This is a genomic window from Halopseudomonas pelagia CL-AP6 (assembly GCF_000410875.1).
Lineage (GTDB): Bacteria > Pseudomonadota > Gammaproteobacteria > Pseudomonadales > Pseudomonadaceae > Halopseudomonas > Halopseudomonas pelagia.
Genome location: NZ_AROI01000016.1, coordinates 145,480 through 165,184, shown reverse-complemented (window position 1 = coordinate 165,184; position 19,705 = coordinate 145,480). Strand labels below are relative to the sequence as shown.

22 protein-coding genes are annotated in these 19,705 nt (G+C 57.5%); 16 read left to right on the top strand and 6 right to left on the bottom strand.

The window, feature by feature from the left end; all coding sequences use genetic code 11:
• Window positions 1-4 precede the first annotated feature (4 nt).
• Window positions 5-229, bottom strand: coding sequence for a DUF2188 domain-containing protein (locus tag K787_RS24795; protein WP_079381570.1), 225 nt, complete (start codon window positions 227-229; stop codon window positions 5-7).
• A 289-nt stretch (window positions 230-518) separates the two neighbouring features.
• Here K787_RS24795 and K787_RS0113595 point away from each other — a divergent pair, with 289 nt between their 5' ends.
• A complete protein-coding gene (locus K787_RS0113595; protein WP_022963354.1) occupies window positions 519-905 on the top strand; it encodes a helix-turn-helix domain-containing protein in 387 nt (128 codons plus the stop codon).
• A 2-nt stretch (window positions 906-907) separates the two neighbouring features.
• A complete protein-coding gene (locus K787_RS0113590; protein WP_022963353.1) occupies window positions 908-1,777 on the top strand; it encodes an ImmA/IrrE family metallo-endopeptidase in 870 nt (289 codons plus the stop codon).
• A gap of 531 nt (window positions 1,778-2,308) precedes the next feature.
• Here the strand turns inward: K787_RS0113590 and K787_RS25585 are convergent.
• Window positions 2,309-2,512: a hypothetical protein gene (locus K787_RS25585; RefSeq protein WP_235801939.1), complete on the bottom strand. Its 204-nt coding sequence runs from the start codon at window positions 2,510-2,512 to the stop codon at window positions 2,309-2,311.
• Window positions 2,513-2,850: 338 nt separating this feature from the next.
• Between K787_RS25585 and K787_RS0113580 the strand changes: the two genes are divergently transcribed.
• The 3 genes from K787_RS0113580 (at window position 2,851) to K787_RS0113570 (ending at window position 5,137) form a co-directional block, all read left to right on the top strand.
• Entirely contained in the window at window positions 2,851-3,561 is a 711-nt protein-coding gene (locus K787_RS0113580; protein WP_022963350.1) for a secretin and TonB N-terminal domain-containing protein, read from the top strand.
• Window positions 3,558-4,103, top strand: a complete 546-nt coding sequence (locus K787_RS0113575; protein ID WP_022963349.1) for an RNA polymerase sigma factor — start codon at window positions 3,558-3,560, stop codon at window positions 4,101-4,103. The genes K787_RS0113580 and K787_RS0113575 overlap by 4 nt, the downstream gene beginning before the upstream one ends.
• A 65-nt stretch (window positions 4,104-4,168) precedes the next feature.
• On the top strand, window positions 4,169-5,137 hold the full coding sequence (locus tag K787_RS0113570; RefSeq protein ID WP_022963348.1) for a FecR family protein: 969 nt from the start codon (window positions 4,169-4,171) through the stop codon (window positions 5,135-5,137).
• A 36-nt stretch (window positions 5,138-5,173) separates the two neighbouring features.
• Here the strand turns inward: K787_RS0113570 and K787_RS23165 are convergent, their stop codons facing one another.
• Window positions 5,174-5,524 carry a CHAD domain-containing protein gene (locus K787_RS23165; RefSeq protein ID WP_022963347.1) on the bottom strand — a complete coding sequence of 117 codons (351 nt, stop codon included), beginning with the start codon at window positions 5,522-5,524 and terminating at the stop codon, window positions 5,174-5,176.
• 57 nt (window positions 5,525-5,581) lie between these two features.
• Between K787_RS23165 and K787_RS0113560 the strand changes: the two genes are divergently transcribed.
• Window positions 5,582-6,253 carry a hypothetical protein gene (locus tag K787_RS0113560; protein WP_022963346.1) on the top strand — a complete coding sequence of 224 codons (672 nt, stop codon included), beginning with the start codon at window positions 5,582-5,584 and terminating at the stop codon, window positions 6,251-6,253.
• 12 nt (window positions 6,254-6,265) lie between these two features.
• Window positions 6,266-7,483 (top strand): helix-turn-helix domain-containing protein, encoded by a 1,218-nt coding sequence (locus tag K787_RS0113555; RefSeq protein ID WP_022963345.1) that lies wholly within the window; start codon window positions 6,266-6,268, stop codon window positions 7,481-7,483.
• A 31-nt stretch (window positions 7,484-7,514) separates the two neighbouring features.
• Here K787_RS0113555 and K787_RS0113550 read toward each other — a convergent pair whose 3' ends face one another.
• Together K787_RS0113550 and K787_RS0113545 are read right to left on the bottom strand one after the other, a co-directional pair.
• Window positions 7,515-8,135, bottom strand: coding sequence for a type II secretion system protein GspJ (locus K787_RS0113550; protein ID WP_022963344.1), 621 nt, complete (start codon window positions 8,133-8,135; stop codon window positions 7,515-7,517).
• Complete coding sequence (locus tag K787_RS0113545) at window positions 8,132-8,578, bottom strand: prepilin-type N-terminal cleavage/methylation domain-containing protein (RefSeq protein WP_022963343.1); 447 nt, start codon at window positions 8,576-8,578, stop codon at window positions 8,132-8,134. The genes K787_RS0113550 and K787_RS0113545 overlap by 4 nt, the downstream gene beginning before the upstream one ends.
• A 105-nt stretch (window positions 8,579-8,683) precedes the next feature.
• Between K787_RS0113545 and K787_RS0113540 the strand changes: the two genes are divergently transcribed.
• Entirely contained in the window at window positions 8,684-9,124 is a 441-nt protein-coding gene (locus tag K787_RS0113540; protein WP_022963342.1) for a type II secretion system protein N, read from the top strand.
• A gap of 4 nt (window positions 9,125-9,128) precedes the next feature.
• Here the strand turns inward: K787_RS0113540 and gspI are convergent, their stop codons facing one another.
• On the bottom strand, window positions 9,129-9,506 hold the full coding sequence (gspI, locus tag K787_RS0113535; RefSeq protein ID WP_022963341.1) for a type II secretion system minor pseudopilin GspI: 378 nt from the start codon (window positions 9,504-9,506) through the stop codon (window positions 9,129-9,131).
• A 241-nt stretch (window positions 9,507-9,747) separates the two neighbouring features.
• Here gspI and gspG point away from each other — a divergent pair, with 241 nt between their 5' ends.
• The 8 genes from gspG to K787_RS0113495 all read left to right on the top strand — a co-directional run bounded on the left by gspG (window position 9,748) and on the right by K787_RS0113495 (window position 19,507).
• Entirely contained in the window at window positions 9,748-10,167 is a 420-nt protein-coding gene (gene gspG, locus K787_RS0113530; protein WP_022963340.1) for a type II secretion system major pseudopilin GspG, read from the top strand.
• A gap of 6 nt (window positions 10,168-10,173) precedes the next feature.
• Window positions 10,174-11,154, top strand: coding sequence for a type II secretion system minor pseudopilin GspK (gene gspK, locus K787_RS0113525; protein WP_022963339.1), 981 nt, complete (start codon window positions 10,174-10,176; stop codon window positions 11,152-11,154).
• Window positions 11,151-12,344 carry a type II secretion system protein GspL gene (gene gspL, locus K787_RS0113520; RefSeq protein ID WP_022963338.1) on the top strand — a complete coding sequence of 398 codons (1,194 nt, stop codon included), beginning with the start codon at window positions 11,151-11,153 and terminating at the stop codon, window positions 12,342-12,344. Before gspK ends, gspL begins: the two co-directional genes overlap by 4 nt.
• Window positions 12,337-12,918, top strand: a complete 582-nt coding sequence (locus tag K787_RS24335) for a type II secretion system protein M (protein ID WP_022963337.1) — start codon at window positions 12,337-12,339, stop codon at window positions 12,916-12,918. Before gspL ends, K787_RS24335 begins: the two co-directional genes overlap by 8 nt.
• On the top strand, window positions 12,915-15,251 hold the full coding sequence (gene gspD / locus K787_RS0113510) for a type II secretion system secretin GspD (RefSeq protein ID WP_028614927.1): 2,337 nt from the start codon (window positions 12,915-12,917) through the stop codon (window positions 15,249-15,251). Before K787_RS24335 ends, gspD begins: the two co-directional genes overlap by 4 nt.
• The gene (gene gspE, locus K787_RS0113505; RefSeq protein ID WP_022963335.1) at window positions 15,248-16,663 is read left to right on the top strand and encodes a type II secretion system ATPase GspE; all 1,416 of its coding nucleotides are present in this window, start codon (window positions 15,248-15,250) and stop codon (window positions 16,661-16,663) included. Before gspD ends, gspE begins: the two co-directional genes overlap by 4 nt.
• Window positions 16,663-17,871: a type II secretion system inner membrane protein GspF gene (gene gspF / locus K787_RS0113500; protein ID WP_022963334.1), complete on the top strand. Its 1,209-nt coding sequence runs from the start codon at window positions 16,663-16,665 to the stop codon at window positions 17,869-17,871. The genes gspE and gspF overlap by 1 nt, the downstream gene beginning before the upstream one ends.
• 490 nt (window positions 17,872-18,361) lie before the next feature.
• Window positions 18,362-19,507 carry a substrate-binding domain-containing protein gene (locus K787_RS0113495; protein WP_022963333.1) on the top strand — a complete coding sequence of 382 codons (1,146 nt, stop codon included), beginning with the start codon at window positions 18,362-18,364 and terminating at the stop codon, window positions 19,505-19,507.
• Window positions 19,508-19,705 lie beyond the last annotated feature (198 nt).

Genomic DNA, 19,705 nt, shown 5'->3' with positions numbered 1-19,705 from the left:
CGTCTTAACCTCTCGGAGGAAAGGGGTCGTTGCCGTGGCTATCCTTGTCACGGATACGGCCATCTGGACGATGGATGACGAGTTCGGACTTCTGGTTGCGTGCAATATCCCGCCCCGCATCTATTGCTTGCTGCTGCGTGTCATGCACAGAGGTCGCCCGCTGGTTTCCAGCACCTTTAACGGCCCAACCGTCTTGATGAGGAACAACATGCTGATTTTTGCCGGCCATGATGGCTCTCCTACAATGGAACTATGGAAGTCCCAGCCAGCCGGCTGGGTTGTCAACGGCCGCCCGCTGTAGCACAATGCGTTGCTTGCACAGACAACAGGAAGGCCAAGCCAATCCAACCTGGTGCAAGCTTAAAGCCTGTCCCTGTTGTCTGACTAGACAACAATGTATCAGGGCATGTGTGCCGGTGCAACACCCGCGCAACATGCGCCTTTGAACTCGACTGTATGTGGGGTTGATGCAACACAGGGCTGTAGCCTTCTCCCCACAACCGTAAGGATCTTAACTCATGCCGCAAACAGGCTTGGGCGTCGCTATCAAGACGCTACGCGAACGCAGAACCCTTTCACTGCGTGAAATCGGTCAGCTCTCTTCGGTGGATCATGCCTATGTCCATCGCTTGGAATCAGGCGAGAAGACGAATCCGTCGCCGGATCTGGTTGAGAAGCTGTTGAGGGCTCTCAAGCCTGGAGAGAGGGATGCAGCACTCGTTATGTGGCTTGTTGACCATGCGGAGGCGGACCCTCGTCTTGTTGAGTTCGTATTACAAGACCCCTCTATCAGCATCGACATCTTTTCGGCTGCGGCGGGAGTGAGGCATCGAGGAAATACGAGGCCTGACCCTGCAACATTGATCGCTCGGATACAGAGGGCATTCGAGGACGAGGACGATTGAACATGGATGAGGTGGATGTCAGGCAGAGAGCGCGAGCCTTTATTGCGAAAGTCGATACGTCGGACATCCGAACAGACCTGACGCCCTATGTCGTTGCGGCCAACGCCAAGGTCAAGAGGGAAGAACTTGATGAAGGAGAGTCCGGCTACACAATCACTAAGCCGAACGGGAAGCATGTCATTACGGTGAACTCGCTGGAAACGGAAGAGCGCCAGCGTTTCACCATCTGCCATGAGGTAGCTCACATCGTGCTCGAGCTGGAGTCGAGTCACGAAGAAGTACCGTCTTGGTCTTATGCCAAGCGGCACCCGAACGAGATCGCCTGTGACACGTTCGCCGCTGAGCTGCTGATGCCATATCAGCAATGGCTGTCACTCGTACCCAAGGAAGAGCCATCGCTGGAGCTGATCCAGCACATGGCTGACTTGTTTGGCACCTCATTCCCTGCTGCCGCATCTCGGTTCGCTTGCCTCAGTGACATGCCGTGCGCTTTCGTCACAATGGAGCGTGGCGCAGTACGTTACGCAGCACGCTCCACTAGCTTGCGACAGACTGGAGCTTGGATATCTCCCAAATCCATAATCCCTGTCGGCTCTGTGGCCCACCGTCTCCGCTCTTCGGGCAACAGTGCTACCGACACGGGAGATGTTTCACAGGACATCTGGTTCGACAACTGGGAACAGGGACTCGACCTCTGGGAACTCTCCAGGCACTACGCACGTACCGACACCACCACCTCGCTGTTATGGTTCGACAGCGACGACTTGCCTGGGGTCGAAGTGAACCGCTTCGGTGCGCGCGTCGAGGATGATGGAGGCTTAGCTGAACTTACAGGACAACTGCCGTGGCCAGGACGCAGCAAACGCCGTTAACAACGACCGCTGACTGTATATGTCCCAACAACACGTGGAATCCGTTCGAGTACGCAGGCCTTCAAGGGCTGGAGAGCGTGAAATTCCGAGACACTGTCTGGGATTTCTCGAATGCCTCAAACTGGACTGACTAGGAAAGTTCGCTGACGTCCGAGATAGAGCTTCGCCATCAGGATGCTGTCGTCTGTGTCGCAGCGATCCACCAGCCCCTGTAGCTTGCTCATCGAGTTGATCTTGTGGGTCATACCGCCGTCTATACACTTGGAGCAAATGGTTTTACAAAAACAGAGCAGCGAGATCGTGAGAAGCCCAGCGCAGAACAGTTAGAAAGATTGCTTGGGGCAAAGCCAACAAAAGAGTTGCTGTTGCAGTACGTAAGGGAATAACAGTGGACTCGATCCGACGTAGGAAAAGTGGGTTCCATAACGTATCGCTTTCCTCGCATCGTCAGACACATTTATTTTACTGAACCTTGCTTTGTGATCATCCGAGTGAGGGCTGGTTAGCAGATTGGTTCTGCGCAATAAACCCTTAACGCCCAATAATCAGTGGCGAGCGTGGGCTGCTGGCGGGTGGTCGCTGGGGGAATGCCGACGTGCCGAAGTTGGTACCCATGCGTGTGCGGGTAGCCGCCTGATTATACAAACCCATTCGGGTCGGCGCCTGGCGGGTGATAGGCGATGTCATAGCTTCCAGGTTTTTGCGAGCGGCGGTATTGCCTTGTGGGTTGGTCATTTGTAGGCCAAGGCACTCATACGATAAGGTCTTATAGCCACCGACGGTTACGTCAACACAGGCGGGCCCATCGGTTCTCGACCCCTTCGCGTGTGTCTGTGCTGAAACCATGAGCAGGGCGGTGAGGAGTGGTAAAAGTAAAAACAGAAAACGCATCAGAACCTCCAGAAGCTGGTCAGGCGATTTCGCTTTTGGCCTGAGATGGGAGCTTACACTGTAAGCCAAATAGGCTTGGGTGGGACGTGATTCACTAAAATGTCATGATTTCGATGCAGGATGGTGGCTCTATAACATGCCCCAACATTGCATCAGAGGCAGTAGCCGGGGAGCACACCTCTATGTTGCCGGGTGTAGTAAAAAAATATCTGGCTGCAGTGCTGTTGTTGATCCTGGCACCATATTGCCTGATCAGCTCACACGCTGCGGGTAGCGACCTGTCAGAAAATGCCACAACGCTGATTGAGTTTGATATCCCGGCGCAATCGCTGGCAGACGCATTGAATCTCTATAGCGAATCAGCCGGAGTGGCGATCCTGGTTGACCGTGAGCTGACCAACGCAAGACGTTCGGCCAGCTTGAAAGGGCGGTTCTCTGTAAGAGAAGCCCTTGGTTTGCTGCTGTCCGGGACGGGTTTGATGGCGATCTACAGCCATGAGGATGCATTTACTCTCAGGCGGGCGGAGGTGAGCAATTCCACGGACGATATCGCACAGCCTATAAAAAGAAGCCAAGGGGGAGGGAGCTATGCCAGCGTTGTTCAGCTTGCTCTGGAAAAAGCGCTCTGCAGCTCAGAAGTGACAAGGCCAGGGAACTATCGGATTGTGTTCCAGCTGTGGATTGGCGTCCATGGAGAGGTGCAGCATAGTCGCCTATTGAGCTCAAGCGGTGACGTACGGCGAGATGATCACCTGATCGATGCGCTGAGGGTTCTCAGGGTGCCGCAGGCACCACCCACGTCTTTGTCGCAACCTCTCACAATTCTAATACTGCCAGAGGCAGAGGACAGTGGCAGTGGTATCAATTGCCAGCGGTTCGAAGGAATTTCATGACTACATTGCAGAGTGAAATGGTTCGGCTGTTCTTGGTTTCTTACGATGAATTCAAGATGCGCCTGCAGCGACGACTAGGGTCAGAGCACCTTGCCAGCGATGTTCTGCAGGAAACCTATCTGCGGGTTTATGGCCTGTCCCAAGGCATCACAGAGGTTAAAAATCCCAAGGCATACCTGTTCCGCATAGCATTAAATATTGCAGCGGACCAACGCAGTGCAGGTGCTCGATTGTTGACCGGTGAGGAAGTAGAAGAGCTTCTGAATCCCGCTGATGAGCGGTTGGACCCTGCGCGTGTCGTTGCAGGCCAGAATGATATCCGCACGTTGATTGAAGCTTTATGCGAGTTGCCGCCTCGACGCCGGCAAATCCTGGTTGCCGCAAGACTTGAACACATCCCCCACGTTGATATTGCCGAGCGGCACAACGTCTCTACTCGTACTGTTGAAAAGGAATTGAAGGTGGCGTTGGCTTATTGCGCCGAACGACTGGAAAAAAAATCACTCCAACAGTTCGGTTTAGGGGCGGTCAAGCCGTCTTAACTAATAGGCGCCCTGGTTATCGGTGTAGCCAACAACCCGTACCATCATCAGATACAAACGAATCCATGACTGAAACTGAAGACCAACTGCAACGCGAAGCTCAACAATGGCTGATACGCCTGACATCGGGGCAGGCAACGACGTCGGATGCGGCCGAGTTTCGTCGTTGGTGCGCGCTTAGTACCGACCATGCGCAGGCTTTTGCGAACGCCAGGCAGCTGTGGCAAGACTTGGGTCCGGCTGCCCAACAGATCGAGAAAACGGAATCATCTGAATCACAGGCCGCCGCGCACAGCGCTAGTGAAATAGTTCCGCTTCCACAGCGCCGCATGGGTAGACGTGCGTTTCTCACCGGTGCGCTAGCAGCCTCAGCAGCTTTTGTATTCGTTCGTCCTTCTTTTATGGGCGAGTTTGCCGGCTTGTTAGCTGACTACCACACTGGCGTGGGTGAGCAGCGGAGCGTAACGCTATCCAACACCACAGCTCTGGAACTGAATACCCAGACCCGTATCAATCAGCAGGTATTCAATGACGGTAGCCAAGGGGTGGAACTCCTCAGTGGTGAGGTTGAGGTGCTGACCCAGGCCCCCTTCAAAATGCGTGCAGGAACGGGATGGGTCGGTAGTGATGACGGCAAATTTGTTGTGCGCTCCACTGGTCCAGAAGTGATGGTTACCTGCGTAGCCGGCCATTTGACGGTTTCTCATCAGGGCAGCAACTTTCAGTTAAGTAGCAATCAGCAGATCAGCTACAGCGAGCAATCGCATAGCGAACCAGTCGAGGTCAATACCCAAGTGGTTACCGCTTGGCGACAGCGTTTGCTGATTTTTGAAAATGAAACACTGGCGCATGTCATCAATGAACTCAACCGCTACCATTCCGGCAGAATTATGTTGATGAATGAAAAGCTGGGCCAGCGCAGAGTGCAGGCCCGTTTCAAGCTCGACCAGCTCTCAGACGTCGGCGGGCTGATTCGCGATGCCTATGGCGCAAAGGTTAGACAGCTGCCCGCGGGTGTGGTGTTGGTTGGTTGAGGGCGATTCAGAGCAGATCCCACCCCGGTACTATGCTTACTTGTCTGGTAGCAAACGAGCCAGCTTTTTCAACGCTGTTTCGGCTACCTTAAGCTCTTGCTCCGCCGCATCGGCCCATTTCTGGGCCAGTGATTCCAGTTCGTCTTCCTGCTGCACTCGAAGGCACCATTGAAAGTGATCATGCCATGCGCCGAGCGCAGCTTGAGCTTTCTTCAGTGACGCGGCTGCATCATTCGGCAGTGGTGATAATGAGGGAAAAGCATCGGTAAGATAGCGGGTGCGTTTTACCCGTATGCGCAATTGATGTCGGTCGAACTCAGCATCATGCACCCCCGCATGCAGCTTCCTGATTTGCCCGTTCATCGTCATGAGCAGTTTGTGCTTCAAAAGGAAGGATAATCCAGATAAAATCCGCTAAAGGAAGAATATTTTTGGAGACGCTTCATGGCGACCACGCAAGAGCAGGTGCTGAATTATCTGAGGTATCACATCCCTCGTTCTCGTTTCGAGGAGGCTAAAAGTGCTATCTTGGTCGGGTTCAATACCGCATATGAGGAAGCAAACAAGCTTGTTTATGTACCTAAGGATCGCAAGCGTGGGCAGGATAGGTATACCTATGTGCAGGAAAGCCTTGCTGCGCTGCTAAGCAGCTGGAATGCTCAGGTTACGCCGACGGCTCCTATGGGTGAGTTTTATACGCTTCTGTCTTCTGCGAATATAAAAATTACCGCAGCGGTAAAGCCGTGGAATAAAAAAGTCAGGCCAGCTCAGTACAGGAAAAAGAACTCCCAGCTTAATAGTTTTTTATCTTCTCCACAGTTGGATCTATTGGGTGGGGCAGAAAGTCAGATGCTCAGCCCTGGGGAGATGCTGAATGCCATTATAATCCCGCTTGCTCCGCCACGGCATCAGGATCAGTCAAAGCCTTTGGATATCATTCTGGCTGTGCCTTACTTTAACAGCTGCTCTGATTATCATGTCTGGTGCAAGTTTGATGATCTTTTTTATGGGTACGAGTCCATGACTTCGGTTGCTCCTGACTTGGGCTGGCCGACGATCAAGCGAAAAATGCGGGATGATGAAGATGCTTCGTCTTCTGATGAAGCTCCAGAGTGAGGAATTAGAGCAATGAGGACAGGAATTGTTGATTTCCAGTCTGACAGGCTCAGGCAGCTTAGAATAGCGCAGGGGCTGACTCAAGCAGTGCTTGCTGAAAAGCTATCGTGCTCTGCGGGTAATATCTCGAAATGGGAAAATGGTCTCAGCTACCCGGAGATAGCCAGCTTTAAGCGTATTTGTGACTATTTCAAAGTCCCGGAAGATTGGTTGCTGGAGTCGCCTATCAAGGATCAGGGTGACACACCCAGCTTTTTCCGGTCTCAGGTTTCTACTCCAAAGATTGCCTGGGACATTGCCGAGACTCGGCTGGAGTGGCTTGAGGAACTGTCTTTTAAATTGCAGGAAAGCCTGGATTTTCCTGAACTCCGCATCCCTTTCTACAGTGGTGATGAGGTCGGACTTATTGATGATGCAGATATCGAATCCCTTGCTGAGCAGTGTCGGCAGGAGTGGGGTATTGGCACTGGTCCTATAGCGAATGTCATTCAAACAATGGAAAGCTTTGGGGTCGTTGCCTCAAGAACTGAGCTTGGCTATGTGAAAATGGATGGTGTATCGCGCTGGTCGATGCTGGATGACAGGCCTTATGTCTTGCTTGCCGCCGATAAAGCGAGCCCGATACGGAATAGGTTTGATGCTGCACACGAGCTGGGTCATCTGGTTCTTCATAGGAAGATAAGCAAGGAACAGTATCAGCAGCATTACAATCTTATCGAAAATCAGGCCCATCGATTTGCCAGTGCGTTTCTCATGCCTGCAGAGAGCTTTTCATTTGAGGTGAAGTGGCCAACACTTGATGGGCTGCTCTCCCTGAAGCCGCGCTGGAAGGTCTCTGTCGCTGCGATGATAAAACGCTGTCAGGATTTGGAGTTGATCGATAGTGACGCTACAGCAAGACTGTGGAAAGGGCGCTCTGCCAGAGGCTGGGTAAAAAAAGAGCCTTTGGATGACTCATTCGAATTCGAGCAACCAAAACTATTAAAACGAAGCGTCATGATGCTTATAGAGAATAAGATACTGACGAAGGCCTCCCTGCGTAAGCATCTTGGTATGCCAGAGCCGTTATTGGAAGAGCTAGTCAACCTTCCAACCGGCTACTTCTCCGACGAGCAGAGAAACACCGTAATTGATATCAGACTGAAACCAAGGCCGAGCAAAGCAAGACCTGCAGATCTATACGGCACGGGTTCCGTTGTGAGTTTTCACCAGAAACATATGAGTGAATAGAGGTTTTCGGCAGGCCGCGAGGCCTGCCGAATTATCGCTCACCATCCACTCCAACCACCACCCGATAATGCTCCACCCCCTGCACCCCACGCCGCGACAGCCTCAGCTCCAATCCCACCGGATTATCCTGTCCTGCTGACTTCACATCCCGCCAGCCCTTGCCTGGCTGCCAGATGCGGATGTTGAAGTCGGTCACCTGTTCCAGCACGGCCACGGCGTTGCTGGGGGCGGGGAGGGGGTATTGGTTGCTGGGTGATGCGGTGGCGCGGTAGAGGGTGTTGCTTGCTACCCACCAGCGCACCCGTTGCAGGCTGCCGGGCTGGTTGGCTGGATTGCGGATGATCTCCAGTTGCAGTGCCCCCGGTTTGCCACCTTTGACCTGCACAGCAGCGGGTAGGGCAAGACGCTTGTTGGATGGGGCCGCTTGATTCTCGACCGGGTCCCATAGTTCGGTTGTGGCGCGCATGTCGAGGTCGCGTTTGAGTTGATTCACGGCACGTAGCAGTTGCGCTGTGTGTTCGGTACTTTCTTCCAGATGGGACTGGGCTCGGCTTACGCTGTCCAGGCCGCGCCAGGAGATCATGCTGACGATGGCCATCAACATGATTGCGATCATCACTTCCAGCAGGGTGAAGCCGGCCTGGCTCTTCATGGCAGGAATATCCGCCCGGCTGCGTTGCGTTCGACGAGCAGACGGTTAGCGCCATCGGAAAGTTGAATACGCATGGGCTCTTCGATCCACTCGGCATTGAAAACCAACCGATCCATGGGCGAGAGGTGGACGGTGACGGGCGCAGCGCGCCACTCGCGGGGCTTCAATAGATCGTCCTCGATAACCCTGCCGCTCCGCCAGTGGACGAAGCGATAGCCCTGTTCATCGGCTTGCCACAGGATCGGCTGGCCGATGATCTGCGCCTCGCTTTGTGCTGCCGCCAGCACCAGTTGCAACCGTGCGGCATCCTCGCGGAGTAACTGCGCAGGGTCGCTACGCATGCTCAGGCTGAGCGCGGCACTGGCGATGCCGACAATCACTATGACCACCATCAGCTCAATCAAGGTGAATCCCGAAACATTACGGTGTTTGCGCAGCGTCATTGCGGCGTCCTCCGGGCAGGAAAGAGAAATAAAACGCCCAGTGAAATAAAAGTGTGTGAATTGGCTCGTAGGATGGTGAGAAGGTAACAGGGGAGGATCGAACCTATGCCACATCTAAATTGGGTGAATTGGACATACCTACCGCGCATTCTCCAGTGGCTTGCACTGGCGGCGGCGCTGATCGGGGCGGTTTTCTGGGCCAGGCTGCTTGCTGCGCCGGCCGCGCCCGTTACATTTGAAGCGCCGATAGCGCAGGCCGCGCCTGTGGAAACAAGCGCCGCAGCCGCCTGGTTTGACAGCATTGCGCCGCGACTGGATATCGCCATATCGGGGTTGATGGCGACGGATGAAGGTGCCGTCGCCATTTTGTCGATCAACGATGGGCCAGCCAAAGCATATCTGGTTGGCGAACAGCTCGGGCGGCAAGCCAGGCTGACAGCGATCGAGCAGAATGCCGTAGTAGTGGAGCAGGCCGGAGAGTCGCAGCGAGTGGTGATTGCAGCGCTGCCGAACAGCTTGCACATGCCTGACCTCACGCGTCGTTGAGCATTCATTGCTCGACCTGGCCCAGTAGGCTGTCCAGTCGTGCCAGTGCTGGGCCGCTGCCTGAGCGGTCATGCACTCGAATCATGATGCGAAACACCGCCGGTGTTTCCGTCGGCGTGATGACTTCCTCGCACACCATCTCGACCCGTCCCTGACTGCATCGTGCCGTATTGGCCCCGCCCCGCCTGACCCCCTCCAGCTTGATCTCCGCCATCCGGCTTTCTGCTGCCAACAGCGCGATGGACTTGTCGCGCAGCACCCCGTTGCTGGTGGTCATCAGACTGACCGCGCGTACCGCTGCGGCCATCGCGACGGCCACGATGGCAAGTGCAACCAGTACTTCGATCAGGGTGAAGCCTGACTGCCGAGTTCGTGCATTCATGAGTATTATCACCGGCCACATGGAGGGAAAAGCCTGTCTTCCAAGGGTATCCAGCGACTCTGACTATACGCTGACAAATCCTCCATAGGATGCTCATCACTCGATTGGTTTTTGCGTCTTTTTAGTGCTTTTGGCGCCCATTTTCAGCCTTGTTTGCTTACATCCTATAGAGGATTTTCCACATCGGTGACATATCTTCTTGCCACAATCCCCTCAGACCCAACAGCCAAGGAGAGTAGAGATGGTGCGTACAGCACAACGGGGTTTCACCCTTATCGAAATCATGGTGGTAGTCGTTATCCTCGGCATTCTTGCTGCTGTGGTTGCCCCCAAGGTACTGGATCGCCCGGATCAGGCGCGGGCCACAGCTGCCCGGCAGGATATAGGCGGGTTGATGCAGGCACTGGGGCTGTACCGTCTTGATCATGGCCAGTACCCGAGCATGAGTCAGGGCCTCAACGCGCTGGTTGAGCGACCGGCCGATGTTTCGGCGGACAACTGGCGTTCCTATGTCGAACGCGTACCGGAAGACCCCTGGGGCAGGAAGTATCAATACCTCAACCCCGGTGTTAACGGCGAAATTGATGTGTTTACCTTGGGTGCCGATGGCGTGCCCAATGGTGAAGGTGTCAATGCCGATATTGGTTCCTGGCAGCTGTAGCCGACCATGAACACGCCGATAAGCCGATCATGTCAGTCCGGTATGGCCGTCATCAGTGCCTTGCTGATCGTCACCGTAGTCGCCGTGATTGCCGCGCAGATTATCGCCAGCCAGACACAGTTCACACGAACGGTGCAGGCTGACCAGAACCGAGTACAGGGTACCTGGTTGTTGCGCGGCGCCCTGGAACAGGCGGAGCAGTTACTGTGGCACAGCCGACTGCAAGATCCTCTGACACGGCTGGATCAACAGTGGGCGCATGGCATCCTGGTTACTGGAGCTAGTGAAAGCCAACCCGCCATCGAACTCAGGATCGAAGACGAACAGGGCAAATTCAACCTGCGTAACCTGGTGCGTGACGGTCAGGTGGATATGACCGAGTACGCCAGTTTCGAGCGGCTGTGTCTGTCGCTCGGGCTGAACCTCTCCATCGCCCAGCGCATCAGCCAGCGGGTCATCGAAAGCTACCCCCGGCGAACGGAACCGGTTGCCGAGGAGCCCACAACAGCCAACACCTTCGACAGTGGCAGACTCACCTCGCCCAATACCAAGCGCGAACCGGAACCGGCCAAGCGGCCCATGTTGCGAGTGATCGATGATCTGTACGACATAAAAGGCGTTGATCGCCACATCATTGAACTACTGCGCACCCACGTCACCATCTTACCGGTCAACACCTGGATCAACGGCAATACCGCCCGGCCCGAAGCCATCGCAGCCCACATACCAGACCTGTCATTACGCCAGGCGCAAAGCCTGCTCGCCGAGCGTGACCAGGGCCGCTGGTTCATCAACCGGGGTGACTTCGTCAACCGCTTGCAGCGGCCGGATCTTGATGTCTCCAGCGTCAAGGTCGGCATCACCAGCAACTGGTTCCGGGTCTATGGCCAAACCCGCATAGGTGAACGACAGGTCACCATGCAAGCGCTGTTGCTGCGTAACGAACAGCAGAAGCCCGAAGTGATCTGGACGAGGGTAGGGGCATGAGCCGATTGCTGCGTATCGCCCTGGCTCCTCTGGCTGAGCTACACCCTGACAGCCAGCTGCACTGCGCCTGGCTGAATCAGGACGGCAGCATCGCGCAGACGGCGCAGGCAACATTGCAGCAACTGGCCGAACAGGTGAACAACGGCCCGGTTGAAGCCACCCTGCATCCCAGCGACAGCCTGCTGGCCGAGCTGCCTTTTCCGCCCTTGTCAGCGGCTCGTCTGTCGGCTGCAGTGCAGTGTGCGGTGGAACCGCTGGTGTTGGGCAGCAGTGCAGACCAACACATCGTCCACAGCCCGCGCTCAAACACCGGATTGGCATCCATGGCATGGGTGGAACAACAAGCGCTGGATGACCTGTTTCAATTACTAGCGCGGCACAACATTAAAATCAAAGCCCTTTACGCTGCGCCTTTTTTTCTTCCGGCCAATGAACACAGTTGGTCTGCATGTCTGGTCGACGGCTATCTGGTCGTACGTAAGGATCGTGACGCCGGTTGGGTGCATCCATTACCCGAAGTTGGGCAGACGCAACTGCAGGCCGCTACCGTCGAGGGCGTTGAGCTGAATTGGGTAGGAGACGCACCTGATCAGACCGGCCTGGTCATTGACCAGTTGCTTCCCGATGCCGAGCGCTGGGCTGGCCCCGGGCCGTCCTGGGGTTGGAAATCCAAGCGCTCACCGAGTGGGGACACCCGCCCCCAATGGACCAAACCACTGGTTTGCTGCGCCCTTGCGGTATTGGTCTGGGTAACCGGCCTCAACCTGTATGCGAGCCAACTGGCGGAGGAGGGCAGGCAACTGCAGACTGCAATGAGCGAACGGGTCAAGCAGGCCTTCCCAGAGATCCCGGTCATTCTCAACCCAGTACAGCAAGCCAGACAGCAGAGCACGGCGCGGCTGGCGGGGACAGCCGACAGCACAGCCGACATGGGCTTCAGCCAACTGGTACAGCAGGCAGCCAGCGCCATGCCGTTCATGGTTGGCGGAGTCGATGAGCTGACCTTCACCGACACCTCCCTGCAACTGACGCTGCTGGCAGATACAGGCCAGCCCCCCGCCGATCCGGATTGGCAAACAGCACTGGCCGAGGCAGGTCTGCAAGCCGAGGCCACCGCCAGTGGCTGGCACCTGCAACCCCAGGGCGATCCCTCCGTGACCAGCAAGCCACAGGCAGGCAGCCATGATTGACCGCCTCAAGCAATCCGGCTTTCTGCACGTGCAAACCGCCCAGCTGCGCAGCAAGCGCCAACAGTACCTGAGCCACTGGCGAGGGCTGGCCGACCGTGAACGGCTGGCAGTGACAGTCGCCGCGCTGGCTTTGTTGGCAACGGTCTTGTGGTTCGGCTTCATCAAACCGCCGCTGCAACGCATAGGGCATTGGCAGACCGAGTTGCCGCGCCTGCATAACGAATCGCTGGCCCTGGACGAAATACTGCAGGGCATATCACCAGCCCACTCATCAACCGGTATAACAGAGGCTGCCTCAACACAGCAGATCAGCCAGAGCCTGGATGCCCAGTCTCTGACAGGCCACTACCAACTGCACCAGCAGCAGGGCCAGGCAGCCGTTGAGCTTGAATTCAGCGCCGCCCCGGCAGGGCCGCTCATGGCCTGGCTGCAGCACACTGCGCCCAGACTGTCATGGCACATCAACGAAGCACACTTGCAGCGCACACCTACGTCAGACACCGCCGCATCCGGCGTTACCCTATCCGGCGGAGTCCGTCTGGAGCCAATATCCAATTCAGGGGGTTCCCGATGAGGTGTATGGATACTCAGCCCGGTCCGGCACGCTTACCCAGCGTCAGCGCACTGATGCTGGCACTGTTGCTCGCCGGTTGCAGCACCACCGGGTCAGAGGCACCCGAGATCAGCGAGATAGGACGCCCGATGGCGACCATCAGTCCCGGTAGCAACCTTGAGCGCCCGCACCAGGATCTAAGGCGCCCCCAGCCACGCCCGGCACCGCGATCACCCTCACCGGCAGCCAGCCATAACGTCGCCGGTACAGCATCGGATCTGGGCGACCAGCCGGTACAACTCAACTTTGTGGATGCCGACCTGCAAGCCGTGGTGCGTGCCCTGTCCCGTGCCACCGGACGCCAATTCCTGGTCGATCCACGGGTCACCGGCCAACTGACATTGGTGTCCGAAGGTGAGGTGCCGGCATACCAGGCCTTCAACATGCTGCTCGGGGCGCTACGCATGCAAGGCTTCAGCATCGTCGATGTGAATGGCATCAACCATGTAGTACCGGAAGCCGACGCCAAACTGCTCGGCGGATCGGTCTACAGTCCCGATCAACCCGCCGCAGGCGGCATGGTCACCCGTACCTTCCGCCTGCGCTACGAAAACGCCGTCAACCTGATCCCGGTGCTGCGCCCTCTGGTAGCAACCAACAACCCAATCAACGCCTACCCTGGCAACAACACCATCGTCGTCACCGACTACGCCGACAACCTCGAACGTATCGCCCAGGTCATCGCCGGCATAGACAACCCCAGCGCCATCGACACCGATGTCGTCCCGGTTCACAACGGCATTGCCGTGGACATCGCCGCCATCGTCTCTGAACTGCTGGATGCCCAGGGCAACGACCCAACACAGAAAATCACCGTATTGGGTGAACCGCGCTCCAACAGCGTCATCATTCGCGCTGGCAGCCCCGAACGCACCCAGATTGCCCGCGAGCTGATCCACAAACTTGACCGCGCCCAGGACAGCGCCGGCAACCTGCATGTGGTCCACCTGCGCAACGCCCAGGCCATCACCCTGGCACAGGCATTGCGCGGGCTGCTCACCGGCGAAACCGACAACGCCTACCTGGAAGGGGACGGCGCTCGAGCACTGCTCAGCGGCAGTGGCAGTGGCATGCAGGGCACAGGCAGCACAGCCAGCACCAGCAGCAGTACCTCCAACAGCCAAACCGGCAGCGCCGGGGCAGGAGCAGGGGCCGCCACCGCCAGCCCGCTGCGCGGCGGCCTGCTCGACGACCAGGGCGCAGCCTTTTCCGCAGGTGGCGTCACCGTGCAGGCCGACGCCACTACCAACACCCTGCTTATCTCCGCACCTGATCCGCTCTACCGCAGCCTGCGTGAAGTCATCGATCAACTGGACCAGCGCCGTGCCCAGGTCGTGATTGAAAGCCTGATAGTTGAAGTCAGCGAAGACGATGCCAGCGAATTCGGCATCCAGTGGCAGGCTGGCAACCTCGGCGGTGACGGTTGGGTCGGCGGCGCCAACCTCGGCGGCAGCGCCCTTGGTCGTGGCGCCACCAGTGTCGATGTACTACCAGCGGGGCTCAGCGTCGGCCTGGTGGATGGCACCGTCAGCATTCCCGGCATAGGCGAGATTCTTGACCTCAAGGTGCTCGCCCGCGCCCTGAAGAGTAAAGGTGGCACCAACGTCCTGTCCACGCCCAACCTGCTGACCCTGGATAACGAGTTGGCCAGCATCTTCGTTGGCCAGACTATCCCCTTCGTCAGCGGCCAATATGTCACCGATGGCGGCGGTAATAGCAACAACCCATTCCAGACCATCCAGCGTGAAGAGGTCGGTCTCAAACTCAACGTCCGACCACAGATATCCGAAGGCGGCACCGTCAAGCTGGATATCTACCAGGAAGTCAGCAGCGTCGATGAGCGCGCCTCCAGCGCCGCCGGCACCGTCACCAGCAAACGCGCCATCGACACCAGCATACTGCTCGACGACGGCCAGATCATGGTGCTCGGCGGCCTGTTACAAGACGGCTTCACCCAAGGCACCGAATCCGTTCCCGGGCTGTCGAGCATCCCCGGCATCGGCGCACTGTTTCGCCACGAGCGCCGCCAGCGCAACAAGACCAACCTCATGGTATTCCTGCGCCCTTACATCATTCGCGACCGCGGCGTCGGGCGAGACATCACTCTCAACCGCTACGACTTTATGCGCCGCGCACAAGACAGCCTGCACCCCGAGTCCAGCTGGGCGCTGCCGGACATGAGCGCCCCGCGGCTGCCACCCGCGGCCCAGGCCATCCCTGACGTTCCCGCGGCCGACAGCGTGCGTGCGCCCATCCGCGCTGTTCCGGTGCAACCGGACGAGCCGCAGCCATGACCCCGCTGCCATACAACTGGGCCAAGAGCCAGCGGCTGCTCCTGCGAACAGAAGAACAGGGGAGCGCGCTGGTAGTCAGCCCTACAACGCCGGGCTGGGCCATCCTCGAAGCCATGCGCCGCACTGGTCAGCTAGCACTGGAACAGGTCACAGACGAAGAACTCGACTTGCTGCTGGCCACCAGTTACTCCGACACCGGCAGCGCCGCCGCCGTGGTAGGCGAAGTGCAGAACGAAGTCGATCTCGACCGTCTCATGCAGGACATTCCCGAAGTCACCGACCTGCTCGACGCTCAGGACGGCGCGCCGGTCATCCGCATGATCAACGCCCTGCTGACCCAGGCCGCCCGGGATAACGCCAGTGATATCCACATCGAACCCTTTGAAACGCACTCCGTCGTGCGTTACCGCGTCGATGGTGCCCTGCGTGATGTTGTCTCACCCCGTAAGGCCCTGCACGCCGCGCTGGTCTCGCGGATCAAGATCATGGCCCAGCTCGACATCGCCGAAAAACGCCTGCCCCAGGATGGGCGCATCGCCCTGCGGGTCGCCGGGCGGCCCATCGACATCCGCGTCTCCACCATCCCCACCGGGCATGGCGAACGCATCGTCATGCGCCTGCTCGACAAACAGGCTGGGCGCCTGCAACTGGAAACCCTCGGCATGGATACCGAGATACTCCGCCAACTGGATCAATTGATCCGCCAGCCCCACGGCATCGTCCTGGTCACCGGGCCGACCGGCAGCGGCAAGACCACCACCTTGTACGCCGCCCTGGCCCGGCTGGATGCCAGCACCAGCAACATCCTCACCGTCGAAGACCCGGTCGAGTACGACTTGCCTGGCATCGGCCAGGTTCAGGTCAATGCCAGGATCAACATGAGCTTTGCGACCGCCCTGCGCGCCATCCTCCGGCAAGACCCGGACATCATCATGATTGGTGAAATCCGCGACCTGGAAACCGCCCAGATCGCCGTGCAAGCCTCGCTCACCGGCCACCTGGTACTCGCCACCTTACATACCAACGACTCGGTTTCCGCCATCACCCGGCTGGTGGACATGGGCGTCGAACCCTTCCTGCTGGCATCCTCCATGCTCGGCGTACTCGCCCAGCGCCTCGTGCGTCGACTGTGCAAGGACTGCCGTCAGTGGGATGATAGCATCGGCAGCTGGCGACCGCAGGGCTGCGTCGCCTGTAACCACACCGGCTACAGTGGCCGTACCGGCATCCATGAACTGTTCTGCATCGATGACGACACCCGCCGCCTGATCCACCAGGGTGAAGCCGAACAGGCCATCCGCCTGGCCGCCCGCGCCGCCGGCATGCGCAACATGCGTGAGGACGGAGACCGCTGGGTAACCAGCGGCACCAGTTCGGTGGAAGAAATCCTGCGCGTCACCCGGGACGCCTGATGAACAGCTTCCGTTACCAAGCTGCCGACAGCACCGGCAAGATCGTCACCGGCCAGCTCGAAGCCGACAGCAGCCAAGCGGCCATGGCCCAACTGCGTGGTAATGGTCTCACCCCACTGGAAATCAAGGCCCAGGCCAGCACCAATAGCACATCCGGCGGCCTGTTCGCCGCCAAACTGTCCAGCAGCGACCTGGCCTGGGCTACCCGCCAGATGGCCAGCATGCTCGGTGCCAGCCTGCCGCTCGAAGAAGCCCTCAGCGCCACCGTTGACCAGGCCGAACGCCCGCATATTGCCCGCACCCTCAGTGCCGTGCGCACCGATGTACGCAGCGGCATGCGCTTGGCCGACGCACTGGCCCAACGCCCGAAAGACTTCCCCGAGATTTACCGCGCGCTGATCGCCGCTGGCGAAGAATCCGGCGACCTCGCTCAGATCATGGAGCGACTGGCGGACTACATAGAAGAACGCAACACCCTGCAGGGCAAAGTCCTCACCGCCTTTATCTACCCTGGGGTGGTTGGCCTGGTCTCGGTTGCCATCGTCATCTTCCTGCTCAGCTATGTCGTACCCCAAGTGGTCAACGCCTTCTCCCAGGCCCGCCAGGATCTGCCCGGCCTGACCCTGGTGATGATCGCCGCCAGCGAATTTGTTCGCGCCTGGGGCGGGCTGTGTTTTATCGGCATCGTCGGCCTGTTCACTGGCTGGCGCCTGTATCTGCGCGACCCCGCCGCACGCCTGACCTGGCATAGCCGCATCCTGCGCATGCCGCTGGTGGGGCGTTTTGTGCTGGGCGTCAACACCGCCCGTTTTGCTTCCACGCTGGCAATTCTCGGCAGCGCCGGCGTGCCCCTGTTGCGCGGGCTGGATGCCGCCCGCCAAACTCTGGCCAACGACCGGCTCGACCTCAGTGTCGCCAACGCCACTGCCCAGGTGCGCGAAGGCATCTCTCTGGCAACGGCACTCAAGGCCGAAAAGCAATTTCCCCCGGTGCTCATTCACCTGGTCGCCAGCGGCGAAAAGACCGGCTCACTGCCTCCACTGCTGGAACGCGCCGCACAGACGCTCTCCCGCGATATCGAGCGCCGTGCCCTGAGCATGACAGCCCTGCTCGAGCCCCTGATGATCGTCGTCATGGGCGGCGTAGTGCTGCTGATTGTCATGGCTGTACTGCTGCCCATCATCGAAATCAACCAGCTGGTGCAATGAGTTCCATGCGAAACACGACCGTTCGTCGGGCTTTGCATCCCGCGCCCTCCACAAAACAGCTCTATTGCGCCGATGTACCAGTGCTTTTCTCAGGAAGCTCCCGTGCATTTGTAATCAATGCTTCGCCGTTTTGTAAGCAAAGCCGGGTCGTGAACGCAGCAACGCACCAGCAGAACGACGCGGAACCCGGCAAACCATCACCCGGCAGTCGCCATCAATCGTGGCCTGGCAACCAGAGAGGTGCAGACTGCCATCATGCTCCCAGTAGCAAATATAAACTGCCGTATATTGCAGCGATTGTTCAGGAAAATGACAAAAGCACCATGGAATATGCCGCGAACTACGGAAAGTGCACCATGGGATTTTTAGCCCAATTGTCATCCCGAATTGCGAGTCTGAATACGTGGCCTCACCCACCCCGCTCACAGCGCCGGACCGAGGGCCACGGACATACAAGCAGTTCACATTCGGTTGATAAAGAGGACGTATCATGTTCAAGCGCAATCTGATAGCTGTATCGCTGGCCTTCGCCGCTCTGGCCTCGGCTCAAGTCTCTGCCGCTGTTGTTGGTGGTGGTGCAACTCTGCCAGAAGATCTCTATGGTACTACTGCAGGTACCGGTATCTTGGCTAAATCCCCCCTGCCGGGCTTCAACGCCTATATTGGTGTAGGCAGCGGTGCCGGTAAGCGTGCTTTCTTCAATAACAACGCGACTGAATTTGGCTTGGCTTCTGGAATTTCCGTTGATTACGCCGGTAGTGACTCGGTAGTTAGCTCAACCGAGTTGGATGGTTACAAAACCCATGCAACCCTAGGTGAATCCAGCTTTGGTCCGCTGATTCAGGTTCCGATGGCAGCCACTTCCGTTACCGTGCCGTTCAATGTTAGTGGCATGAGCTCGGTCAATCTGACTAGCCAGCAATTGGTTGATATATTCACAGGTAAAACCACTAACTGGAACCAAGTTGGTGGTCCTAACAAGCAGATCACTGTTGTTTACCGTCTTGACGGCAGTGGCACCACCGAGATATTTGTAAACCACCTCAAGGCTGTGGATGACAGCGTTCCAGCTGTTAGCAACAACTTTGCCACTGCCGTAGGCTTCAATCCGCTGGTCAACCCTCCGGCTGGTTCTGTCTACGCTGGCGGCGACGGAAGCAATGGTGTTGTTGCGCAAGTAAATCTTATCGATGGCGCCATCGGCTATGTTAGCCCTGACAAAGTTGAATATGGCAATGCTGCTGAAGTGGCTTCCATTAACGGTAAACTGCCCACCGCAGTCAATGTCCAAGAAACTTTGGGTAACGTAGCTCCGCCAAGTGGGGCGGTGGCTGCCGCTAACCCGGTGAACTGGGCTCCAGTATTCAGTGCTACTAACTACACAGGCTATCCCATTGTCGGTGTTACCAACTTGCTTTTCAGCCAGTGCTACAAAGATGCAGGCGATAATACGCGTATTCGCAACTTCCTTGATACGCATTACACAGGCGGTAACGATGCAGAGGTTTCTGCTCACTCACTGATCCCGCTGCCGGCTGTTTGGCAGTCAGCGGTTCACAATACTTTCTGGAATACTGCTAATAGCCTGCGTATCGGTGACACTAGCACCTGTAACGGCATCGGCCGTCCGCTCTAACCATCGGGTTTAGCGAACACTGAACCGGCAATAGAAAAACCGGCAACAGCTCAGGCTGTTGCCGGTTTTTTCATTCCTGCTTTTTTGATCTGTTTTATGAAGATTTCGTGACAAAAGTTCGGTCTAGCCCTCCTGTAATCGACTTATAAATATAAAGCAGGGCAGGCAGGGGAATTCCCGGTAGGCCCCACCGCGAAT

Coding starts and splice junctions, on each gene's coding strand:
- K787_RS0113495 (WP_022963333.1), top strand. CDS start 18,362: ATGTTCAAGCGCAATCTGATAGCTGTATCGCTGGCCTTCGCCGCTCTG.
- gspD (WP_028614927.1), top strand. CDS start 12,915: ATGAGGTGTATGGATACTCAGCCCGGTCCGGCACGCTTACCCAGCGTC.
- K787_RS24795 (WP_079381570.1), bottom strand. CDS start 229: ATGGCCGGCAAAAATCAGCATGTTGTTCCTCATCAAGACGGTTGGGCC.
- K787_RS0113570 (WP_022963348.1), top strand. CDS start 4,169: ATGACTGAAACTGAAGACCAACTGCAACGCGAAGCTCAACAATGGCTG.
- gspL (WP_022963338.1), top strand. CDS start 11,151: ATGAGCCGATTGCTGCGTATCGCCCTGGCTCCTCTGGCTGAGCTACAC.
- K787_RS24335 (WP_022963337.1), top strand. CDS start 12,337: ATGATTGACCGCCTCAAGCAATCCGGCTTTCTGCACGTGCAAACCGCC.
- K787_RS0113550 (WP_022963344.1), bottom strand. CDS start 8,135: ATGAAGAGCCAGGCCGGCTTCACCCTGCTGGAAGTGATGATCGCAATC.
- gspE (WP_022963335.1), top strand. CDS start 15,248: ATGACCCCGCTGCCATACAACTGGGCCAAGAGCCAGCGGCTGCTCCTG.
- K787_RS0113540 (WP_022963342.1), top strand. CDS start 8,684: ATGCCACATCTAAATTGGGTGAATTGGACATACCTACCGCGCATTCTC.
- K787_RS0113555 (WP_022963345.1), top strand. CDS start 6,266: ATGAGGACAGGAATTGTTGATTTCCAGTCTGACAGGCTCAGGCAGCTT.
- K787_RS0113560 (WP_022963346.1), top strand. CDS start 5,582: ATGGCGACCACGCAAGAGCAGGTGCTGAATTATCTGAGGTATCACATC.
- gspF (WP_022963334.1), top strand. CDS start 16,663: ATGAACAGCTTCCGTTACCAAGCTGCCGACAGCACCGGCAAGATCGTC.
- gspI (WP_022963341.1), bottom strand. CDS start 9,506: ATGAATGCACGAACTCGGCAGTCAGGCTTCACCCTGATCGAAGTACTG.
- K787_RS0113545 (WP_022963343.1), bottom strand. CDS start 8,578: ATGACGCTGCGCAAACACCGTAATGTTTCGGGATTCACCTTGATTGAG.
- K787_RS0113590 (WP_022963353.1), top strand. CDS start 908: ATGGATGAGGTGGATGTCAGGCAGAGAGCGCGAGCCTTTATTGCGAAA.
- K787_RS0113595 (WP_022963354.1), top strand. CDS start 519: ATGCCGCAAACAGGCTTGGGCGTCGCTATCAAGACGCTACGCGAACGC.
- gspK (WP_022963339.1), top strand. CDS start 10,174: ATGAACACGCCGATAAGCCGATCATGTCAGTCCGGTATGGCCGTCATC.
- gspG (WP_022963340.1), top strand. CDS start 9,748: ATGGTGCGTACAGCACAACGGGGTTTCACCCTTATCGAAATCATGGTG.
- K787_RS0113575 (WP_022963349.1), top strand. CDS start 3,558: ATGACTACATTGCAGAGTGAAATGGTTCGGCTGTTCTTGGTTTCTTAC.
- K787_RS0113580 (WP_022963350.1), top strand. CDS start 2,851: ATGTTGCCGGGTGTAGTAAAAAAATATCTGGCTGCAGTGCTGTTGTTG.
- K787_RS25585 (WP_235801939.1), bottom strand. CDS start 2,512: ATGACCAACCCACAAGGCAATACCGCCGCTCGCAAAAACCTGGAAGCT.